Origin of the sequence: Mesorhizobium sp. M1142, from assembly GCF_040318565.1 — a bacterium.
GTDB lineage: Bacteria > Pseudomonadota > Alphaproteobacteria > Rhizobiales > Rhizobiaceae > Mesorhizobium.
Genome location: NZ_JAMYMK010000012.1, coordinates 129,962 through 149,778 on the forward strand (window position 1 = coordinate 129,962; position 19,817 = coordinate 149,778).

Here is a 19,817-nt window from a genome sequence, read left to right on the forward strand (position 1 = left end):
CTACAGCAATTCCAGAAAAAGTGTGAACGGTTTTCGTCCGGAATTGCGTCAAAACAAAAGATGGAGCTGTTCGGCGATTCCGTGAAACGATGAACCCTTCTAAAGCATGTCGCGCAAAAGTGTGCAGCGGTTTTGCGATAACGACATGCATACAACGAGAATCTAAAGCGCGTTGCATGAGGCCGATCGAACGCGACGCGCTTTAGTCCAAGGCTGCTTCGGCTTGAGCGGGCGCATCGCGTCCCTCTGGTGGTGCCGATGACCGCTCGCGCATATGCCTGACCGTCTGGAGGACACGATCGGCAAGAAATGCAAGCGCGCCCTGTGCCGTGCGCGTCCCGATGACGGATTCCAGCGTAACCGCCTGCGTTGAGAATTTGTGTTTGAACGACTCTGCGCCACAGAGGAAATCGACCATGCTCAAACCGTGATCGATCGACCACTGCACGTAATCCATCAACAGGATCACACCCGGCGACGCCCGGCCGAAATCCGGATCGAACGTCGTCACGAAGGCCATCATCACGTCGTGCTGGACGAAATTGATCGACACCGCGACCATCACGCCATTGCATTCGAGGACGAAGATATGCAGCACGCCGGCGCGCGCCAACGCATCGACGAGCGCGGCGAGTACCGGCACGCCCTCTTCGAACAGATCTGATTCACGCATGCGCTCGGTCAGCCATTTCCGCTTCAAGGCCGCGAGGCGCTCCAGTACCGGTTGCAGCGGCTCGTCGGGGGCAAGCAGGCGAAATCTCACCTCTCCGGTTTCTTCCAGCGCTTTGATGCCGCGCCGATAGTTCTGGCGCGTCTTTTTCGACTGGTCCGCGAACCATGCCGCTCCGCTTTCCCATTGTCCGGCAACGCGATAGCTGACTTCCGTTCGGTGAAAGTGACGAAGCCTGATGCCGCCGAAAGCTCCCGGCGTGAAAATTTTGCGGGCCGCCGCATCCGGCGAGAGACGACTGATCAAGGCAAGATCGAAGCCACCTGCATCGCAGAGTTGCGTCCATAGCTCCTGCAGCGCCGATAACGAGCATTCCGGAGCAACGAGAATATCCCCATAGTCGGTATAGCTGCCGGCCGCCCATTCGAGAAACCGCAGCCCCCTGCGCCTGCCGATCGCCAGCGGAACGACAGCAACGAGTTTCTCGCCCTTCCAGACCAGGCCGATCCGCAACGCGCGCTGGTCACGGCGTTGTACGGTACTCCACCATGCCGAAATCCAGGCATGGCTTTGAAAGATCAGCCCGTCGGTACGATGCCAAAGGTCCATCCAAGCGGCTTCGACCGCAGCCAGACGATCCGCCGAACGGACGATTTCCAGGCGCTCCGCGCCTAGGACGTCGATGGAAACAACAGTGTTCATGAAGGAGAACTGTCCTGTGGCTGCGCGACTACATTGGGCCGCCTGTGAAACAGTCGCATGACATGCCTTGCCATCTTCTTGAGCGGCAGGATGTAGAGCCCAAAGAGCGACTGATAATCGCGCACATCGCGATCGATCAGGCCAAATTTCAGGTCTTCATCCGGTTCCGGGACAAATTGCGTTCCGAACAGACGATCCCAGAACGAAAAAAGCAGGCCGAAATTCTTGTCATAATGACGAGGGTCGATGCTGTGATGCACCTGGTGCCAGTGCGGACACAGGATGATGTTGTTCAACGGGCCGAACGAGATCTTGAGATGCGTATGACGAACAAAGTCCATCATCAGGATGTTACGGATGACGTAGACGTTGATGCCGAAGATAGCGACCTCTACCGGATCGAGTGCGATCAGGCTCCAGATACCGAAGCAGATGCCCGGAATGACGCCATCCCACATGCGGTTCATCAGATCGTCCAGCGGATGAACCCGGTCCTTGGTGATCCCCACCATCACTTCGGCCGAATGATGTACCTTGTGCAATTCCCACAGGAACGGGAAACGGTGCTGGGCGACGTGGTAGAGGTAGTATGAGATATCATAGGCGACCAGCATGGTTGCGGTGAAGATGACGATCGTCACTGGTCCCGCCGGGCCGCCGAGAAGCGGCGCGTGGATGTTAAGGAGCCAGCCAATTGCCTCGCGTGTGCCATAGCCCACCGCGACGACGAAGGTGACGCCGGCGGGAATAAGCAGGAAAGGCATCATCGCCCGTTTCGTGATCCAGAACAGGGCGTCAGCTCGCGCCGACGGGTGCAGGATGACTTCCTGGGGGAAGGCGAAGTCGAAAAAATCCCTGAGGGACTTATGTTCGGCAGTTCGCCAGTAGGCGATCACCGCGCTGCCCAGTGCGGTGAGGAGAAGCAGGCCGAGCGTGGTCAGATTGACGTTCGAAAGCTTTTCCACAATCGCTCTGGCAAATTCGGAAAACATCGTTGCAGCGGCTCCTGGTCGTAAGAAGGCAGTCTGGGGTCGTACGAAGGCGATCTGGCGAATAGCAAAGCACAAAATTCCCGCCAAACTTGCTACGCCGCCTGCAACCAGTGGCTGTTGCGGACGCAGCGGGCAAAGCAGGCTGGATGGTGCGAGGCTAGCAGATCAACGGTAACGAAACCGCTAAATGTCCAAACGTAATTAATGTCGAATACGGCTGGAACTCGCCCGGCAACTCTACGTTGGCGCCGGTTTTTGCCGTTGTGGCGGGTGAATTGGGGCAAGATGGATATGGATTCCGGCTTCGCCCACTTCACCGTGCCAGGCGAGGCGTTCGGCCTGCTGCCTGGTGCCAAAGCGCAGTGAAACCCAACCGCCTTGCCCCGGCATATCACCGCCGGCGCCGACGTCGAGCGCAGCGTCAGGAAAGCGGATGGCCAACAGCGCCTCGTCGCCGCGTAATACCGTGACCGTATCTTCGTGCCGGTCGGCATGGAGGCCGGCGGCCAGTTGGAAGACGATCTCGGACTGACGCCCGCCGCCGAGCAGTTGGTCGGTGATGAGGATGCCATCGGCCTGGCGCGCCAAAGTGCGCTGATGCACGACGCCGAAGCGGCTTCTATAGCCATCATGCCGGGCGCTCAGCCTCCAGTGCGGTCCCGGCTCGCTCTCCACCAGCGCTGCGACTGCCTTGTGCGACCAGTTGAAATTTCCAGCGATGGTACTTTGGCTCTTGCCCTCGATGTTCAGCGTGTTGTGCGCCGGTGTGGAGCGGAACCAGTCGCGCCATGCGCCTCCCGAGCCGTAGAGCCAGGTGCCTGGATCGACCAGCACCGGCTCACCGTCGATGCACAGGGTGAGCGACAGCGCGTCGGCATGGCCGTGCGCCGCTATCGAGAGATATCCGAGCGGTCCATGGTCGAACGTCAGTTCGACATTGCGGCCATTCATTGCTCCGCGCCAGACTGAGAGCCCGCCTTGCGGGAATGTCTGCAAGCCGTGCACCACGGGCACCGGACCCGAGGGCGTACCAAAGAAAAGCGAACGAAAGTCGTTGGGCTCCGGCGCGTTGCCCGGCGTCCCCAGTAAGCCTTGGATGGCGGACGCGACGGATCGGATATAGTTCGGCTCGTCCTCCAGCTTCAGCACGTGGCCCTCATCATCGTCGCCGAAGCGGGCGGCTTTCTGTGGCAGCCAGCCGACGAAATTGGCGAAGGCGCCCAGACGCGCTTCGACAGCCGAGGGAAACGGCGTTCCCGCCTGGCGTGCCGCGGCGGCGCACAGCAAGATGAGTTCGGCGCTGAAGGCTGCATAGGTCGGTGTTTGCTCGGCACCTGCGCCATCGGCAAGTATCTGCTTGTGCGTCTCATTCAGGAGGGCGCCGCGGGCGATTTCGGATCCGGCCCCGAGCGCCAGGCCGACCAGATATTCGCCGGCCAACTCTGCGACCAGATGGTTGTTGGCGGAGGAATATCGCGACGGAAACCGCGGCAGCCAATAGGCGCTTGCCGCTAGTATCTCACCAGCTTTCCGCAGCGTCGCTGGGTCAAGCTGGTCGCCAACGAGGTCCAGGGTGACGATCAGACTGATGGCCCGCAGCGCTACTTCGATGCCGGACGCCCAGCCGATGCCTCGGAACGGTGGATTGGCGGAGTGCCAACTACCGATTGCCGCCTCGATGGCACTCCGGGATCGATCGTCCTCGCCGAGGAGCAGGTGTGCAGCCAGTGGCGGCAATTGCTGCAGCCGGTTGATCTCCCAGACATATTTTATATCGCCAAGGTCGCCGCCGTGGCGAAAATCGATGTCGAAAGTATGAGCCTCGGGGCCAGGCCAAAGCCTGCCGGTCACCGGATCAAGACGCCAAAGCTCGGCGGGAAACAACAGTTCGGGCTCACGCTTTGGCCATGTCCGCCCGAGTGCAGAAAACCGGCCCTGAAGCATCTCTCGCGCGGCCGCCGCTATGGCTTGCCGTTGGGCGTCGGTCGCTGCCAGCGCAGCATGGCGAAATCCGGGCAGCACTGGGTGCAACCGCGGCGATGGATAGCGCTCCCACCCATCATCGCGGCGGCGCGACGCGATCCTTCGACGTTGCTCCACCAGCCGGTGCAGCACCTCGGCCGGTCCCATGCTGCGCAATCGGTTGATGTACCAGCCGATTCTCATGCACGCCCCGTCAACGTTTCGGTCCTTGTATACCATGCCGTCGAAAAGCTGCGGGCCGGCAATCTTCTTTCCCGTTCGTTGCGGTTAATATCTCCGGCGACCATACGGAGAGAGCGATGCGAAAAGCGGCGTGTGTTGTTGCCTGGGTGCTCGCCTTGCTTGTGGCGGCCGACGCAGCGCCCATCCCTCTCAAGCGCGGCATTGGCGTGCATCAGTGGCTCAACTGGTCGCCGGTGGAAAAAGACGGAACCTACGTTTGGCCGCCCTATCGCAGCGAAAAGGAGTGGCTTGCGGGAAGCAGGCCGCTCGCCGACTGGCCGTCCGGGGAGGTGTTTGCCCACATCCGATCGATGGGCTTCGACTTCGTCCGGCTGAGCGTCGATCCCGGCCCGCTGCTTGCCAGCGAGGGCGCCAAGCGGCACCAGGCGCTGGACATACTTGCCGCCGCCGTCGAGCGGATCACGTCGACCGGCCTCAAGGTGGTTTTCGACCTGCATGGCGTCACTCAGGTTCCCGACTACAGCATGGAGATGATCTATGGCGGCGCCGACAGCGAGGGCGTTGCCCGCTATCGTCAAATGGTTGTGGCGGTCGCCGGCATGCTGGTCAAGATTGGCACCGACAAAGTCGCCCTCGAACCTTACAACGAGCCCACATACTACCCTTGCGATGCGAGCGGCAGCGATGACTGGCAGCGGATCATGGCAGGGACCGTCCACGACATTCGAGCGGTCAGCAGTGAACTTACCATCGTTGCAACCGGCGCCTGCGGCGGCAGCATTGCCGGATTGGTCAACCTCAGCCCCGGCTTTGATGACCCAAACCTCTATTACAGCTTCCATATGTATGAGCCGCACAGCTTCACCCACCAGCGGCCCGATGACACAATCAGCTTTGCTTCGGGACTTCCCTGGCCGGCCGACAGCAGTACACCCGAAGTGGTGACCGAAACCCTTAGAGCGCGGATGGAGGCTGCCGGCTTGAGCAGGGTCGAGCAGGTCATGAACATGGCCACCGCGCGCCAAGCAATCGCGAGGTATTTCGAGCAGAACTGGGGCCAGAGCCAACTGGAGGCGAGCTTTCGCCAGGCTGTCGACTGGGCTGAAGGCCATGGCATCCCCAGTCGGCGGCTCTTCATGGGCGAATTCGGCGCTATCCTCATGTCCGCGGACGGCCGCATGGGCGCCTTTGAGGCCGACCGTTCGCGCTATCTCAAGGCAGTGCGCGGAGAGGCCGAACGCTTTGCGATCCCATGGTCTGTCTGGGAGTTCTCCAATCCCTATGGGATGAGCCTCATCCTGCCCGATGGCGCCCCGGTACCCGACCCGGAGATGCTGCAGGCATTGGGCCTGCCATAGGTGCCGTCACTCGCCCTCACCAGCGAACAACCGGTGGCAACCCCTGACCGCCAGGCTCCATCGAGGATGGCCCGTGGCAGCTTTCTCCCGGTCGGGTTGTGTCGGCACGAAGTGTTTAACACATTTGTTGTACTGAAGTGAGGAATGCGCGCGCCTAGGGGGAACAATGTGTGGAATTGCCGGATGGATCGGTCGAAGGGCTAAAAATCCACAAGAGCGGGCCGCCAGAATGTCAAACGCATTGCGGCATCGCGGTCCCGATGCCGAAGGCACCGAGATATTGGACCTGAATACCGGCGAGCAACAATTGGCATTGGTCCATCGCCGCCTGGCGATCATTGACTTGGCGCCTGAGTCAAATCAGCCGATGCAGATTGAGGACGGCCGTCTCAAAATAATTTTCAACGGAGAGATATATAACTACATCGAGTTGCGCCAGGAACTGATCGGCCTTGGCCATCAATTTCGAACGCGCTCCGATACCGAGGTGCTGCTCCGAGCCTACGATCAATGGCGCTTGTCAATGTTCGACCGGCTGAGCGGCATGTTCGCCTTTGCACTCTGGGATGCTCAGAGGCAGGAATTGATTCTCGCCCGGGATCCCTTCGGGGAAAAGCCGCTTTACCTCATGCAAAGCGAAAAATTGCTGCTGTTTGCCTCGGAGATCAACGCATTGCTGTCATCGCAGCAAGATGCTCAGGAACTCGATCTGGATGCCGTGCACGAGTATCTGAACTGGCGTTATGTGCCGGGACCGCGCACGCTTTTCAAACAGATCCGCAAGCTCAATCCCGGAAGCTATGCTGTCTGGTCGCAAGGGGTAGTCAAGGAAACGCGCTACTATACGCCTCCGGACCAGGCTGCCCTGACCGAGCGGATCGACGGAAAAACCGCAAAGCGGCGATTTCTGGAACTGCTCGACCATTCCGTCGAGATCAGGATGCGCAGCGATGCACCTTTTGGGGCCTTTCTCTCCGGAGGGCTCGACTCCTCGGCTATCGTCGCGCTGATGGCCAGGCACAGCGCCACGCCCATTCGCACGTTTTCTGTCGGGTTCGACGACGCAGCCTATAGCGAATTTGCATTCGCCCGACGCGTTGCCAATCATTTCAAGACCGATCATTGCGAGCTTGTAATCCAGCCGGCCGATCTGATGGATCATCTGCCGACGATGGTTCGCCAACGCGGGGCACCTGTTTCGCAAAGCAGCGATATTCCAATTTACCTGATGTCGGAGCGCGCCTCGCAAGACGTCAAGATGGTGCTCACCGGCGAAGGAGCCGACGAGATTCTCGGCGGCTATCCCAAGCATCGCGCGGAATCACTGGCCGGGATCTACCAGTCGCTTGTCCCAGCCTCGCTGCACGACAACGTCCTTTCCCCTGTGGTACGCGCGATGCCGGGCGCGTCGGCCAAGGTCGATACGTTTGCCCGCACCGCGGGCGAAAGGGACTTTGCCGCCCGGATGGTCTCCTGGTTTGGAGCCGTTTCCGCGCAGCAGCGCGCTGGCCTGATCGGTGCGTCCGCAAGTCGCCGTTATGAGCACAACGACTTTCCGTTCTCGTCAAGCGCTGCGGCCTCCCATCTTCGCCGCGTGCTGTTTTTTGATCAGACGTCGTGGCTGCCTGACAATCTCCTGGAACGAGGCGACCACATGATGATGGCGGGTTCAATCGAAGGAAGAATGCCGTTCCTCGATCGCGACCTGGTTTCGTTCGTCAGCAAATTGCCCGATCGCTACAGGCTGGGTTGGTTGCACAGCAAGCAGATCCTGCGCGACAGCATGGCCAATATCCTTCCGGAGGAAATTCTCAGCCGCCGCAAGGTCGGGTTCAAGGTACCGGTCGCCGAATGGTTTCGCGGATCGATGAGGAACTACGTGCATGACCATCTTTGCTCGCCTCACTCCGTCATTCGCAGCTATCTGAGTCCGAAACAGCTTGATCAAATCGTCTCCGAACACACCACGCGTGCCGCTGACCACGAAAAACTGATATGGGCGCTGTTGAATTTGGAGATATTCCACCGCGAATTCAGGCTCGAAGCGCCGCCGCGATCGTCGGCCTCAGCGCTTGACCGGTTGACGGCTTGACGCGGCCGACCGCCAGACATCGCAGATTGCGCCGACAAACGGGGCGAGCTCAAGCCGTTCCCGATGCACGGCCATGGCACCGGCACCAAGCCTTGCCCTCAGTGCCGGGTACTCCACGAGGCGGCTCAACGCGTCGGTCAACGCTGTAACATCGCCTGGCGGCACCAGCAGCCCGGATTGCCCGTCGGTGATTATGTCTTCGACCGCGCCAACCGGGGTCGCCACCACCGCCAAACCGGCTGCCATGCCTTCGATCACCGACATCGGCAGATTTTCGGCGAAGGAGGGAAGAACCAGAATATCGGCCGAAGAGATCAGCGATGCGACATCGTCAGGTCCCACCCAACCCGGAAAGGCGATCCGGTCTGCAATCCCCAGCGCGGCTGACTTTGTCCGTGCCGCCTCGACTTCGCCATCGCCGGCAATCGTGGCGCGCCAATTCTTGACAGGGCTCATGCGGTGCAGTGCCCCCAGCAATTGCGGTACGCCCTTGCGGTCGCCGATGCGGCCCAGGAACAGGATATGCACATGGTCGCCGCCGCCGACATGCGCCAGCGGCGGGACTTCGGTCGCATTGGGCACGATCACGATATTGCCGGCTGCACCCCGCGCCCGGCTGGCGACGAAATCGCGCCAAAGCCGACCCAAAACGATCACCCGATCGGCGTGCTCGAACAGAGCTTTGATACGGCCGCTTATGAAACCGCGGTCGGCTTTCCAGAATGTCTGATACTGCGCCCCGTGCAAATGCAGGACATAGGGTATCGACAGCAGCCGTGCCCAGGCGGCGATCACCATCTTGCGGTAGGTGCTGCCGGAAACTGAGATGTTGATGTGAATGACATCGGCACGTCCAGCCACACGCGCTTTAAGCATCCGTAAGCAAAAGCCGAGCATATAGAAGATCGAAAGTCCGACATGCCCCGGGCCACGGCTGGCAAGGAAGCACACATCGATGTCGGCGATTTCTTGCCGTTCGAACTCCTGCTTCAGCGCCCCCATGATGCGGTCGATGCCGCCCTGCCCCGAAACGCCCGACGGCGTCGCGACCAGGACATGTATTTTTCGATCGGATATGAGGCGCTGCAACATGATGGTACCCTAAATAACACAGACCGGGTAACTGCAAAGCAAACGTTCCCAATAAGGTTTACGGCAAATCTTTTAGTTCAAACTGAAACTGTTCACCCTTCGCCGTCATCGCGCTGGATTTTCCGCCAGTCGGCGGCTAGTCGAAGGTGAGTTTTCCAGGGACACGCCCTTGCTGCTCCGTTCCACGCTCATTTATGCTCCGGCGATCCTGCTGACGCGAATTTCGGCGCTGCTCCTGCTGGTCGTCGTGACGCGTTTGATCGACCAGACCGAGTATGGCCTGCTCACCCTGGTGGTGACCGTCGGTGAAATGACCGACATTGCCGTCACCAACTGGCTGCGCATCGCCTTGCTCAGGCTTGGCGGCAAGGGCGAGGTCAGCCGCGGCAGCCTGATGCTGGCGGGGCAGGTGTTGCTTGCGACCACGGCCCTGGCGCTGGTCATATCGATAGGCGCGTCGGCGGTGATCGTGCCTGAACGCTGGGTCGAGTTCGCGATCGCGGTCTGCGGCTATCTGGTCGCCGGATCCATCAGCCGCTTCGCCTTGACGGTGCTGCAGATGCAGCAGCGCCATTCGGTCTATTCAATGCTAGAAGCCCTGCGTGCGTTGCTGCAACTCGCGTTACCGATCGGCGCTATCCTTGTCTTTCAGGACAGCTTTCTGACGGTGTCGCTCGGTTCGAGCCTCGGCGCCTTGATTGCCGGCATCGTGGCGGGGATCATGGCATCCCGACGCGTTGTTACCGGTCCGCCGCGTTTCACCCACAGAGACTTCTTTGCGCTGGGTGTGCCGCTGATCATCATGGCGCTGGTTGGGTTCGGGCTCAACAGCGCGGAGCGTCTGTTCCTCAAGTTCTATTACGATGCCAGCGCCGTGGCGATCTTCGCCGCAGCCTATGCGTTAGCCCGCCAACCGATCGATATGGTCGCCAACGCCATCAACATGGGCGCCTTTCCCGAGGTGGTCAGCCGCTTCGACGAGGACGGGCCCGCGGCATCGGGTCGGTTGCTGTCGCAGTTGATGGCCTTGATGATGCGGCTTTGCCTGCCGATTGCAGCGATGCTGGTCGCGCTCAGCGGCGATATCACCGAGCTCATGCTGCCCTCGCAATATCACGGCCGCTTCGGCCTGCTGTTTCCAATCATTGCCTTCAGCGTGCTGTGCGCCAACCTCACCAGCTTCGTCTATGGCGTCGTGGTGCACGCGCACAAGCGGCCGTGGCTGCTGATCATCGCCAACCTCTTCGGCTCGGTGGCAACAATTGCATTGTCCCTGCTGTTGATCCCCCCGATGGCCGAGATCGGCGCGGCTTTGGCGCTTGCGGGCGGCTCGGTAGTGGGCTCCATAACCTGCATTGTCATCAGCGAGCGGCTCACGCCGGTGCCGGTGCCGTGGCGCGACATCGGTGTTTCGGTAATCATCTCGCTCAGCACGGGGGTGGCCGCCAAGCTTGCCAGCATGGTGGCCGGCGACGTGCCGGCGATCTTCTCGCTTGTCGCCGGCGGCACCGCCGGCGCTGCGGTCTTCTTCGGGCTGACCTCGTTGTTCCATCCTGTAGCAGCGACGCAATTCGTCGCCCAGTTGCGGGAGCGGCTGCGGATCGCGTAAGGCGAAGTCCAGGGCCGACGCCTGTTTTGTGAGGGAACGCGAATCTATAAACCGGCGTTTCGGCGCCAGCGACGCTCCCAGAACTCCCGGCAGAGCAGCCCGGCATAGGCAGTGTTGGTATCGTAGTAGCGGCGCCACAAGCGTCGCGGCTCCTGGACGACGCGGAACAGCCACTCCAGGCCGGCCGCTTGTATCAGCCTCGGCGCACGGGCAACCTTGCCGCCATAGACGTCGAAACTGCCGCCCACGCCCATCACGAAGCTTGGGGCGAGTTCATCGCGGTAGCGTTTGAGAAAGCGTTCCTTGCGCGGTGTCGGCATGGCCACCAACAGGCAGTCGGCATCAGAGGCGTTGATCGCCGCGACGATCCCGGCCTCGTCCTCCGGCTTGAAATAGCCGTTGCGCGTTCCCGCTATGCTGAGGCTCGGATGGTCATTGGCAAGTCTCGCTACGACCGCATCGAGAACGTGCTGTTCGGCCCCCAGCAGATACGGCCTGAATCCACGCATCGCGCAGAGGCTCAGCAGATTGATCATGATGTCGACGCCCGCCACCCGCTCGGGCAACGCGACGCCGCACAAACGCGCACCCCAAAGCACGCCGATGCCATCGACATTGACGACGTCCGCCCCGGCCACGTCGTCGCGCAGTTCGGCGTTCTGGCGCATGGTCACCAGCTTGGCGACATTCACCACCACATGGTGCAGCGGCCGCCGCAGGGTCATCGCCTCTTCGGCGATGGCCAGCGTCTCTGCCATGGTCAGCGCATGGATAGGTGCGCCAAGGAACTCCCGGCGCCGTGACGCCAACAGGGAATGCTGCGCCCATGCCGGGGCGTGCGCGTTCATGCGGCCTGCTCCCTTGCAAGCGGCACTTGTGCGATCTCTGGTTTCTTGCCTTCGATGCGGGCGTCCGGCTTGCGCGCCTTGCGCCACGTCCACAGGCCCCTCGTATCGACGAGCTTCTTGTCCTTGAGCGCTTCGGGGTCGACCAGATTGAATTGCCGATGGTCGACCAGGAGGACGACGATATCGGATTTGTCGATGGCCGAAAGTGCATCGGTGAACGCGATGCCCCTGCCCTCGAGCTCGTGCGGCAGCGCATTTGTGTTGGGTTCAGCCGCAATGATGTTCACATTGGGGATATCGGACAGAAGCTTCACCACTTCGACGGCCGGGCTCTCGCGCAAATCGTCGATGTTGGCTTTGAAGCTGAGGCCAAGACAGGCGATCGTCTGCTTGCGGGAGGGATCGAGCAAGGCCTCGATATCCCTGACCACCGACATGGGCCGCTCGGAATTGATCCGGCGTGCCGAAGCCATCAGCCGCGTGCTGTTGGGTGCGGCATCGATGATAAAATATGGATCGACCGCAATGCAGTGACCGCCAACGCCCGGGCTCGGCTGGAGGATGTTCACGCGAGGGTGCCGATTGGCGAGATCGATCACTTCCCATACATTGAGAGACAGATCCTGACACACTGCTGCAAGCTCGTTGGCAAAGGCGATGTTGACGTCGCGGAACGCGTTCTCCGTCAGTTTCACCAGCTCAGCACTTTCGGCCGTTGTCATGAACAGGTCGCCAGTGACGAAGGTCGCATAGAGTGCCGCGGTCCGTTCCGACGATTTGCGTGACAATCCACCGATCGAGCGATCATTGTTGATCAGCTCGGTCAGCACCTTTCCCGGCAGCACGCGCTCGGGCGAATAGGCGACCAGCACATCGGCATCTTCGCCATGCTGGACAGGAAATTTGAGATCGGGCCGCGATTCGGCAAGCAGCCCGGTCATGATCCGCGTGGTTCCGACCGGCGATGTCGACTCCAATACCACAAGGTCTCCCCGCTTCAGCACTGGGGCGATGCTTCGTGCCGCCGCGAGCACGTAGGTCACGTCCGGCTTATGGTCGTGGGTCATCGGGGTCGGCACGGCGATGATATAGGCGTCCGCCGGCTGCGGCGTGCTGTAGGCCATGAGCTTGCCGTTCGCCACGACCTTCTGGATCAGACCGTCAAGGTCCGGCTCGACGATGTGGATTTCGCCGCGGTTGACCTTCTCGACCACCGCTCCGTTGACATCGACGCCAATGACGTTGAGCCCGCGGCTGGCGAAAATGGCGCAGGTCGGCAGGCCGATATAGCCCATGCCGATTACGGAAACGGTTTTGATTTCAGCCATGATGCAGCAGTTCCTCAACAATCCGGTTACTGGCCCGGCCATCGCCATATGGGTTGTGTCGTTCCGCCATGCCGCGATAGGCAGCCTGATCGTCGAGCAGGCGATTGGCGTTGAACAGGATTTTCTCGACATCGGTGCCGACAAGACGGGCGGTGCCGGCCACGATCCCCTCGGGTCGCTCGGTATTTTCGCGCATTACCAGCACCGGCTTGCCGAGTGAAGGCGCTTCTTCCTGCACGCCACCGCTATCGGTAAGCACCAGATAGCTCTGCTTCTGCAGGTACAGGAACGGCAGATAGTCCTGCGGCTCGACCAGGTGGATGTTCGGCACGCCTTCCAGCTCTGCGTTGACCACTGAGCGCACATTGGGGTTTGGATGGACAGGGTAGACGATCTGCACGTCTCCGCGCGCCGCCAATCCCTTCAACGCCGTACAGATGCGCTGGATGCCGCCGTCGAAATTCTCGCGGCGATGGCCGGTGACGAGGATCATCTTCTTGGAAGGGTCGAGGAAAGGGAAGCGGGCAGCGAGCTTCGCGTTCATCAGCCTGTCGGCATCGATCGCGCTTGAAAAATGCAACAGTGTATCGATCACCGTGTTACCGGTCACAAAGATGGTGCTTTCGGCTTTTCCTTCGGCGATGAGGTTGTCGCGCGCCTGAACGGTCGGCGCAAAATGCCAGGTGGCGATGTCGCCGGCAATCTTGCGGTTCAGTTCTTCAGGAAACGGCGAGTTGACGTTGTGGCTGCGCAATCCTGCTTCGACATGAGCGACCGGGATACGCTTGTAGAAGGCAGCCAGAGCCGCGGCCATCGCCGTGGTGGTGTCGCCCTGCACCATGACGATATCGGGCTTGGCCTTGTCCAGCACCTCGGCCATGCCAAGGAGCACGCGCGAGGTCACGTCGAACAGCGACTGGCCGGGTTGCATGATGTTGAGATCGTGATGCACAGGCAGGCCGGTCAGCTCGACAACCTGGTCGACCATTTCGCGATGCTGGGCGGTTATGCATATTTCGGTGATGAAGCCTGGATGAGCAAGGGCGGCGCGCGCCACTGGAAAGCATTTGAGTGCCTCCGGCCTCGTGCCGAACACGATCAGCAGTTTCTGCCTCGATGGCAGTTTTGGACGTGAAAGGACGTTCATCGCTGATCCTGGTCGCCTGCAGCCTTCGGGACATGCCGACTATTGCCCGCACGAGCTATAATAGCGTCGAGAAGCGCCTTCGTGATCTCAATTCTTAATATATGATTAACAACCAAGGCCGCGTTCTCCCGGCTTAACTCTTGTGAAAGGTTGGGCTGACAAGTAGTCTACGGTAGTAGTCTTGAAAAAGAATATATTGGATTGACTAATATTTTAATCATCGGCCACGCCGACGCATCCCGGCGCTGGGAAAATGAGCTTCTGGCGCGGTTGAGTGCGGCTGGACATGCGGTTTCGAGTAGCCGCGCGCCGACGCCTGAACCCAATGCGCGCGGAATGGATAATGTGCTGGCGCTCGAGGGCCGGCGCTTCGGCCCCTCATTGGCAAGCCGTTCCGAGCCGTTGCGATCCGGCGATACCGGCCCAGTCGATCTTGTAGTCGATCTTACCGCTATCGCCGCCCGACGGGGCACGCCTGTCCTGACGCTCGAATTTTGCGGCCACAGCAGCTTTGCCGCGGGCATGACCGAGATGCTGGCGAGCGGGCGGTTGCCCGAACTCACCGCGCGCCTCGACGGCGTTGCCGTCGCCAGGGCGCGGCCGATGATCAGCGATCGGCTATGGCTCTCCCGGACCAGCAACGACCTGCTCGCCGGCGCCATCTCCCTGATCGCCCAATGTGTCGCCCGCTTTTCCGCGGGCAAACTTGCGCCGATTATTGAGAGCCCGGCGCCGCCCCTGCAGAAAGGCGGATTTATCAGGCACTATCTGCCCTTTTTCGGCAGGGGAATGGTCGACCGCGCGGTGCAAAAACTGCGACGTGGTCGGCGCCCCTTCTATTGGCAGGTTGCTTACCGGCTGATCGACGGTCCAGGCGTCGCCGAGACCGGACGACTCGACTGTAAGCCGTTCACCGTGCTTGCCGATGACGGGCAGCGCTTCTACGCCGATCCGTTCGTTCTCGAGCGCGACGGCCGCCATTTTCTGTTTGTCGAGGAATTTCCCTATGCCACGGGCCGCGGCGTGATTTCGGTAGCCGAACTCGGCACCGACGGCACTTTCGGCGTGCCGAAGGTGGTGCTGGAGGAAGCACACCACCTGTCATATCCGCAGGTGTTCGCTCGCTCCGGCGAGATTTTCATGATCCCGGAAAGCGCTACGGCGCGCGAACTGGTGCTCTACCGTGCCGTGCAGTTTCCGGATCGCTGGGTACGCGATACGGTGCTGATGACGAACAGGGATTTCAACGACGCCACGCTGCTCGAATCCGACGGCCGCTTCTGGCTGTTGGGGACTGAGCGGTTCGGTCACGGTAGCGCGTCTGACACGATGGCGGTCTATTCCGCCCCGGCGCTGCGTGGGCCGTGGGCTGCGCACGCGCTCAATCCCGTCGCGGTCGACCACTCCGCCACTCGGCCGGGCGGCGCCTTTATCCGCCAGGAGGGCTCGCTGCTGCTGCCGGTGCAAAACGGCTCAAGAGCCTATGGTGGCGGCCTGGGGTTAATGCGACTGGATCGGCTTGATGATTTCGATATCCGTTTCGAACTGCCCCGCCCAATCGATCCGGGGCCGGCATGGGCCCGCGCGGGCATTCACACGCTCAACCGCGCGGGACGTGTCGAGGTCGTGGACAGCGCCGGCTGACCGGATTTGAGGCCCGTGCTTAACGAGATCCAGCCGGCTTCAATGCCGCGACCGAAGACTGGTCCCTGTAGGCAAGCAGCAACACCACGATGATCGTCATGTCCGGCGTTTTTGACGAAAGCGCGTTGTTCGACAGCGCAGCAAGCAAGAACGTTATGGTGCCGATCCATGCCGGCAGCGGCGCCCCTCGCAGCAGCCGGAAGACAAACCAGAATATCAGCGCTGTAAACAGCAGGGCTATGGGCAGGCCGAAGAGCAAGATGATTACCACAGGCGCGCTTTCGATGTAGGGCAGATGCAGCTTCTGCCTGACGATCGCCAGCAGGTCGTCAACGTTCATGCCGAACAGGATGTCGTTCCAGCTGACTAGTCCGAACACCTGGTAAATGGTCACCCGGGCCATGAAGTTTTCGTCGAAGATGGTGTTGCTGAACCGATTCAGCAGACCGCCCGCAAACAGTACAGCTACGAGCACCGCACCACCGGCGACGGTGAACATCAGTACGACAAATTTGGCCTGCCGCTCGTATTTGAGCGATAGGCCCGGCCAGGGCACGAACAGCAGCAGAATGAGGATTTCCGCCGTCGCGAGCATCAGCGCAGCGCGAGCGCCTGACGCAGCGCAACCGATGAATAACAGCAAGATCGCCATCACCCGCGCCCAAATGCGCCAGTGCGTCAGCGGCACAAATCCGATGGTCGTGGCGCAGAGCGCGCCCAGTGCCAGCGGATGAGCCGACAGGCCAGTTGGCCTGAATTGCAGTTCGTTCAAGCCATAGGGCAACAACCGATGTTGAGTCACCGCCTCGATGGTGCCGATGACAGCGCTCAGGACCGCCATTCCAAGCACGACGCCTCCCAACGCCCGCCGCACCTCTGCATTCAATGCCAGCATCAGCAGGCCTGTGGCGCCGGCCACCAGATAGGTATCGATGATGAAGCCGGAGGAGCCCGCACGGCCGGTAACGAACAAATAAGGCACCAGCGCGAACATCAGCACCGAATAGCGGATCAACGCCTTGAATATTCCAATTTCATCGCCGTGCAGCAAAAACGGCCGGCTGAAAAGAACGATAGGAAGCAGTAGGATGATCGCATAGGTGCCGAAATGCAGCTTTTCGTAGAACGAGCCTCCCTGGGCCGTATAGTCGACGACCATGTTCATCACTTGCGGCGACACCGTAAAGCGAAGCAGGAGCGCGAACGCTGCACATAGGAAAAACAGCAGCGACAGCGCGTTCTGACGGCGCGCTCGACTGGACAACACTCGTTCCGAAGTGGCAGCGGGATAGCTCATGGCCCATCCAAATGGCGATATTCGAACGGCATTCTGGGCAACGAATCCCTTCAGCGTCCGCCAAGCGGACCGTGTGAACGGCAAAATGGGCCAACTTGGAAAATAAGATGTTAACGATGTTTCTGTAGAGCAGGCCAAGCGTAATGATTTAACAAGGGTTGTCACCATGCCTGCCGGTTCCGGCACACCCCCTATCTCCGCGACGGCTTCCAATAACAGTGCATTCGAGCGTATTGCCAATGCACGGCGCAGGGCATTGCTGCAACAGCATGGCCCAGTCGCGGCGCTAAGCTCCGCACCGGTGACGCCGCAACCTCCGGAGCCTGTCGCCACGGTGACCCTGGACAAGATCGGCGATTTTCTCGAGCTCGATTTTCGACGCCTGTTCGTCTGGCTGCGGGCCGGCCTCGCCCTGGCGTTCATGCTGGCGGTAATCGGCGGCATTGTCGGCGGCGCCTATGCATTGCTGAGCAAGCAGCGTTACACCGTCACGACGGAGGTCCTCATCAACCCTTCCAATTTGCAGGTTGTGGAAAACGACCTCTACTCGCAACCGGGCCAGGTCGATAGCCAGCTGCTCAGCACACGCAGCAAGCAGCGTATCCTGACCTCGGGCAACGTGCTTTCCCGTGTGGTGGACGAACTGAATCTGACTCACGATCCGGAATTCTTCGATCCGGACCGGAGCACATCCTCGTCTGGCGCTGTGGCGAAGCCCGACCCGAGGCTCATCGCCTTGAAGAATCTGGCGGACCGGGTAGACGCCATCGCGGACCCGACATCGTTCGTCACAACCCTCTCGGTATCTGCGGAAACCACCGCCAAGGCGATCCTGATCTCGCAGGCCCTAGTCAAAAACTTCCAGGAAGAACTGGCCAAGGCAGAAGCTGCCGGCGCCAGCCGTGCCGCGGCAGCCCTCGACAGCCGGCTTGGCCAACTCAAGAGCGACGTGCAGGCAGCCGAAGAGAAGGTCGAGAGCTACAGGCGTAGCCACAATCTGTCCACCAGCAATGGCCAGCTTGTCAGTTCGCAGACAATGACGCAGCTCAATGGCGAAATCGTCGATGCGCAATCGCGCGTCATTGCCGCGCAGGCAAGCTACGACGCCCTGGTTGCCTCCGGCATCAATGGGGCAAATCCCGACCCCACGGTTTCGGAAGCGCTCGCAGCGCTGCGCGACAGGTCAAACAGCCTGCGGCAGCAGATCGATTCACAGTCGATGACCTTCGGCCCGCGTCACCCGACGATTGTAAGGCTCAGGACGGAGCTCGAGACCGTCAACTCGCAACTCCGGGCCGAGTTCTCCCGCACCGTCGGCACGGCAAAGGCCAGCCTGGAGAAGGCCAGGGCCTCGTTGGCTTCTCTCAACGCCAGGATGAACGATCTGAAGAGCAATGTATTCACCGATAGCGAGTCCGAAGTCGCCCTGCGTGAACTTGAACGCGATGCCGCCTCGAAGAGAGCCGTCTATGAGAGCTTCCTGTCACGTGCACGCCAAATCAGCGAGCGCGAGCAGATCGACACGACAAACGTGCAGGTGATTTCGACCGCGGTGCCCCCGCCCGCGCGCTCATGGCCCCCGCGCACTGCCCTGGTGGCAGGCGCAGGAGCGTTCGCAGGCTTTGCCCTGGGCATGCTGCTGGCCATCGGCATGGGCATCATCCGCGACATGCGTCGGCCGCCGAACCGATCAGGCCTTGCCGCCAGCCGAGCCTGAAGCAAGGCATGGTGAAGCGCATCGTTTTCCACATCGCCAGCCTGAGGGGCGGCGGCGCCGAACGTGTCTTCGTCCTGATGGCAAATGAACTGGCGTCGCGTGGCCACGAGGTCACGCTTTTTACCTGGAACGCGGAAGGCCCTAACGCCGCGCTGCGTTCCGCTGCCGTGCATCTGGTCGACTTCGGCCTTCTCTTGCGCGGCGAGGGTTACGCCAAGTCGGCGACGCTGAAAGGCATCGTGCGAAGCGCAAATTTGTTCCGCCGCCTTGATCCTGATGCGGTCTATAGTGCCCCGGAATTCGCCAATCTGGTGATGGCGCTGTCACTCATGTTGGCCAGAAGCCGGGCAAAATTCTTTCCAAGTTTCCACGCCGCCGCCTCGCTGCCTGCCAGCGGCCTCGGCGCGAGACTGGCGATCGGGCTTTCCGCGCCGGTTGGCGCGCGTGCAACCAAAGCCATCGCCGTTTCGGCGGGTGTCGGCCGTGACATCATCGCCCGCGGCTTCCCCAAATCCAAGGTCGTCGTCATCAACAACCCGCTGCCGCCGGCTGAAGCACCGCAGGGGACTTCCTATGCCTGGCAGGCAGCGTTGGCGGCGATGGGCGATGGCTCGGTCATCGCCACCGCCGGACGCCTGGTGCCGGTCAAGGACCACCGGACTTTGCTGCGGGCCTTCGCTGCCCTGCGCGCCGGCCGCCCTGCCCGGCTTGTCATCTTCGGCGAAGGTCCGCTGGCTGCCGAATTGCACGCCTATGCCGAAGAGACCGGCATCGGCGCGCACGTGCTCTTTGCCGGCTACGTCAACGACCCCGCAGCTTGCTATGCCGCAGCCGATCTGTTCGTCCTTACATCCACGAGCGAAGGCTTTGGCAACGTGTTGGTCGAGGCCATGGCTGCAGGTGTCCCCGTAATTTCTACCGATGCTCCGCATGGCCCGCGCGAAATACTCGGTGACGGCCGCTTCGGCACCTTGGTACCGGTCGGTGATGCCGCAGCCCTGGCAAAGGCGATGGCCGAAATGCTGGATCACCCCATCCCTGCTGCCGTGCTGAGAAACAGGGCGCTGGATTTCACAGTCGACAAGATCGGCGATCGCTACGAAGCGTTGCTCTAGTTGTCGCGCACGGCCAGCAGATCGCTGTTGGATGCGATCG

The 19,817-nt window shown here is 61.0% G+C and carries 14 protein-coding genes; 6 read left to right on the plus strand and 8 right to left on the minus strand.

The features are described 5' to 3' along the window. Nucleotides 1-202: 202 nt before the first annotated feature. The 3 genes from NKH42_RS20445 to NKH42_RS20455 all read right to left on the minus strand — a co-directional run bounded on the left by NKH42_RS20445 (nt 203) and on the right by NKH42_RS20455 (nt 4,530). Nucleotides 203-1,372: a GNAT family N-acetyltransferase gene (locus NKH42_RS20445; RefSeq protein WP_352507196.1), complete on the minus strand. Its 1,170-nt coding sequence runs from the start codon at nt 1,370-1,372 to the stop codon at nt 203-205. Then, entirely contained in the window at nt 1,369-2,364 is a 996-nt protein-coding gene (locus tag NKH42_RS20450; protein ID WP_352507198.1) for a sterol desaturase family protein, read from the minus strand. Before NKH42_RS20450 ends, NKH42_RS20445 begins: the two co-directional genes overlap by 4 nt. 237 nt (nt 2,365-2,601) lie before the next feature. Further along, the gene (locus NKH42_RS20455; RefSeq protein WP_352752837.1) at nt 2,602-4,530 is read right to left on the minus strand and encodes a heparinase II/III family protein; all 1,929 of its coding nucleotides are present in this window, start codon (nt 4,528-4,530) and stop codon (nt 2,602-2,604) included. Nucleotides 4,531-4,646: 116 nt separating this feature from the next. Here NKH42_RS20455 and NKH42_RS20460 point away from each other — a divergent pair, with 116 nt between their 5' ends. After that, nucleotides 4,647-5,888, plus strand: a complete 1,242-nt coding sequence (locus tag NKH42_RS20460; protein WP_352752839.1) for a glycoside hydrolase family 5 protein — start codon at nt 4,647-4,649, stop codon at nt 5,886-5,888. A 166-nt stretch (nt 5,889-6,054) separates the two neighbouring features. After that, complete coding sequence (gene asnB / locus NKH42_RS20465; protein ID WP_352752841.1) at nt 6,055-7,980, plus strand: asparagine synthase (glutamine-hydrolyzing); 1,926 nt, start codon at nt 6,055-6,057, stop codon at nt 7,978-7,980. Here the strand turns inward: asnB and NKH42_RS20470 are convergent. After that, nucleotides 7,954-9,072: a glycosyltransferase family 4 protein gene (locus tag NKH42_RS20470; RefSeq protein ID WP_352752843.1), complete on the minus strand. Its 1,119-nt coding sequence runs from the start codon at nt 9,070-9,072 to the stop codon at nt 7,954-7,956. The two genes, asnB and NKH42_RS20470, sit on opposite strands and share 27 nt — an antisense overlap. 169 nt (nt 9,073-9,241) lie before the next feature. Here NKH42_RS20470 and NKH42_RS20475 point away from each other — a divergent pair, with 169 nt between their 5' ends. Continuing rightward, nucleotides 9,242-10,681: a lipopolysaccharide biosynthesis protein gene (locus tag NKH42_RS20475; RefSeq protein ID WP_352752845.1), complete on the plus strand. Its 1,440-nt coding sequence runs from the start codon at nt 9,242-9,244 to the stop codon at nt 10,679-10,681. A gap of 44 nt (nt 10,682-10,725) precedes the next feature. Here NKH42_RS20475 and NKH42_RS20480 read toward each other — a convergent pair whose 3' ends face one another. Genes NKH42_RS20480 through wecB form a run of 3 tightly spaced genes read right to left on the minus strand, consistent with a single transcriptional unit; the run spans nt 10,726 to nt 14,004 of the window. Next, nucleotides 10,726-11,529, minus strand: a complete 804-nt coding sequence (locus tag NKH42_RS20480) for a WecB/TagA/CpsF family glycosyltransferase (protein WP_352507204.1) — start codon at nt 11,527-11,529, stop codon at nt 10,726-10,728. Next, entirely contained in the window at nt 11,526-12,857 is a 1,332-nt protein-coding gene (wecC, locus tag NKH42_RS20485; protein WP_352752847.1) for a UDP-N-acetyl-D-mannosamine dehydrogenase, read from the minus strand. Before wecC ends, NKH42_RS20480 begins: the two co-directional genes overlap by 4 nt. Next, entirely contained in the window at nt 12,850-14,004 is a 1,155-nt protein-coding gene (gene wecB, locus NKH42_RS20490; protein ID WP_352507206.1) for a non-hydrolyzing UDP-N-acetylglucosamine 2-epimerase, read from the minus strand. The genes wecC and wecB overlap by 8 nt, the downstream gene beginning before the upstream one ends. A gap of 522 nt (nt 14,005-14,526) precedes the next feature. Between wecB and NKH42_RS20495 the strand changes: the two genes are divergently transcribed. Further along, entirely contained in the window at nt 14,527-15,648 is a 1,122-nt protein-coding gene (locus NKH42_RS20495; protein ID WP_352752849.1) for a glucosamine inositolphosphorylceramide transferase family protein, read from the plus strand. A gap of 19 nt (nt 15,649-15,667) precedes the next feature. Here NKH42_RS20495 and NKH42_RS20500 read toward each other — a convergent pair whose 3' ends face one another. Further along, on the minus strand, nt 15,668-17,113 hold the full coding sequence (locus NKH42_RS20500; RefSeq protein ID WP_352752851.1) for a VpsF family polysaccharide biosynthesis protein: 1,446 nt from the start codon (nt 17,111-17,113) through the stop codon (nt 15,668-15,670). Here NKH42_RS20500 and NKH42_RS20505 point away from each other — a divergent pair. Continuing rightward, nucleotides 17,112-18,662 (plus strand): GumC family protein, encoded by a 1,551-nt coding sequence (locus NKH42_RS20505; RefSeq protein WP_352752853.1) that lies wholly within the window; start codon nt 17,112-17,114, stop codon nt 18,660-18,662. The genes NKH42_RS20500 and NKH42_RS20505 overlap by 2 nt on opposite strands. Before the next feature lie 8 nt (nt 18,663-18,670). Further along, a complete protein-coding gene (locus NKH42_RS20510) occupies nt 18,671-19,777 on the plus strand; it encodes a glycosyltransferase (protein ID WP_352752855.1) in 1,107 nt (368 codons plus the stop codon). Nucleotides 19,778-19,817 lie beyond the last annotated feature (40 nt).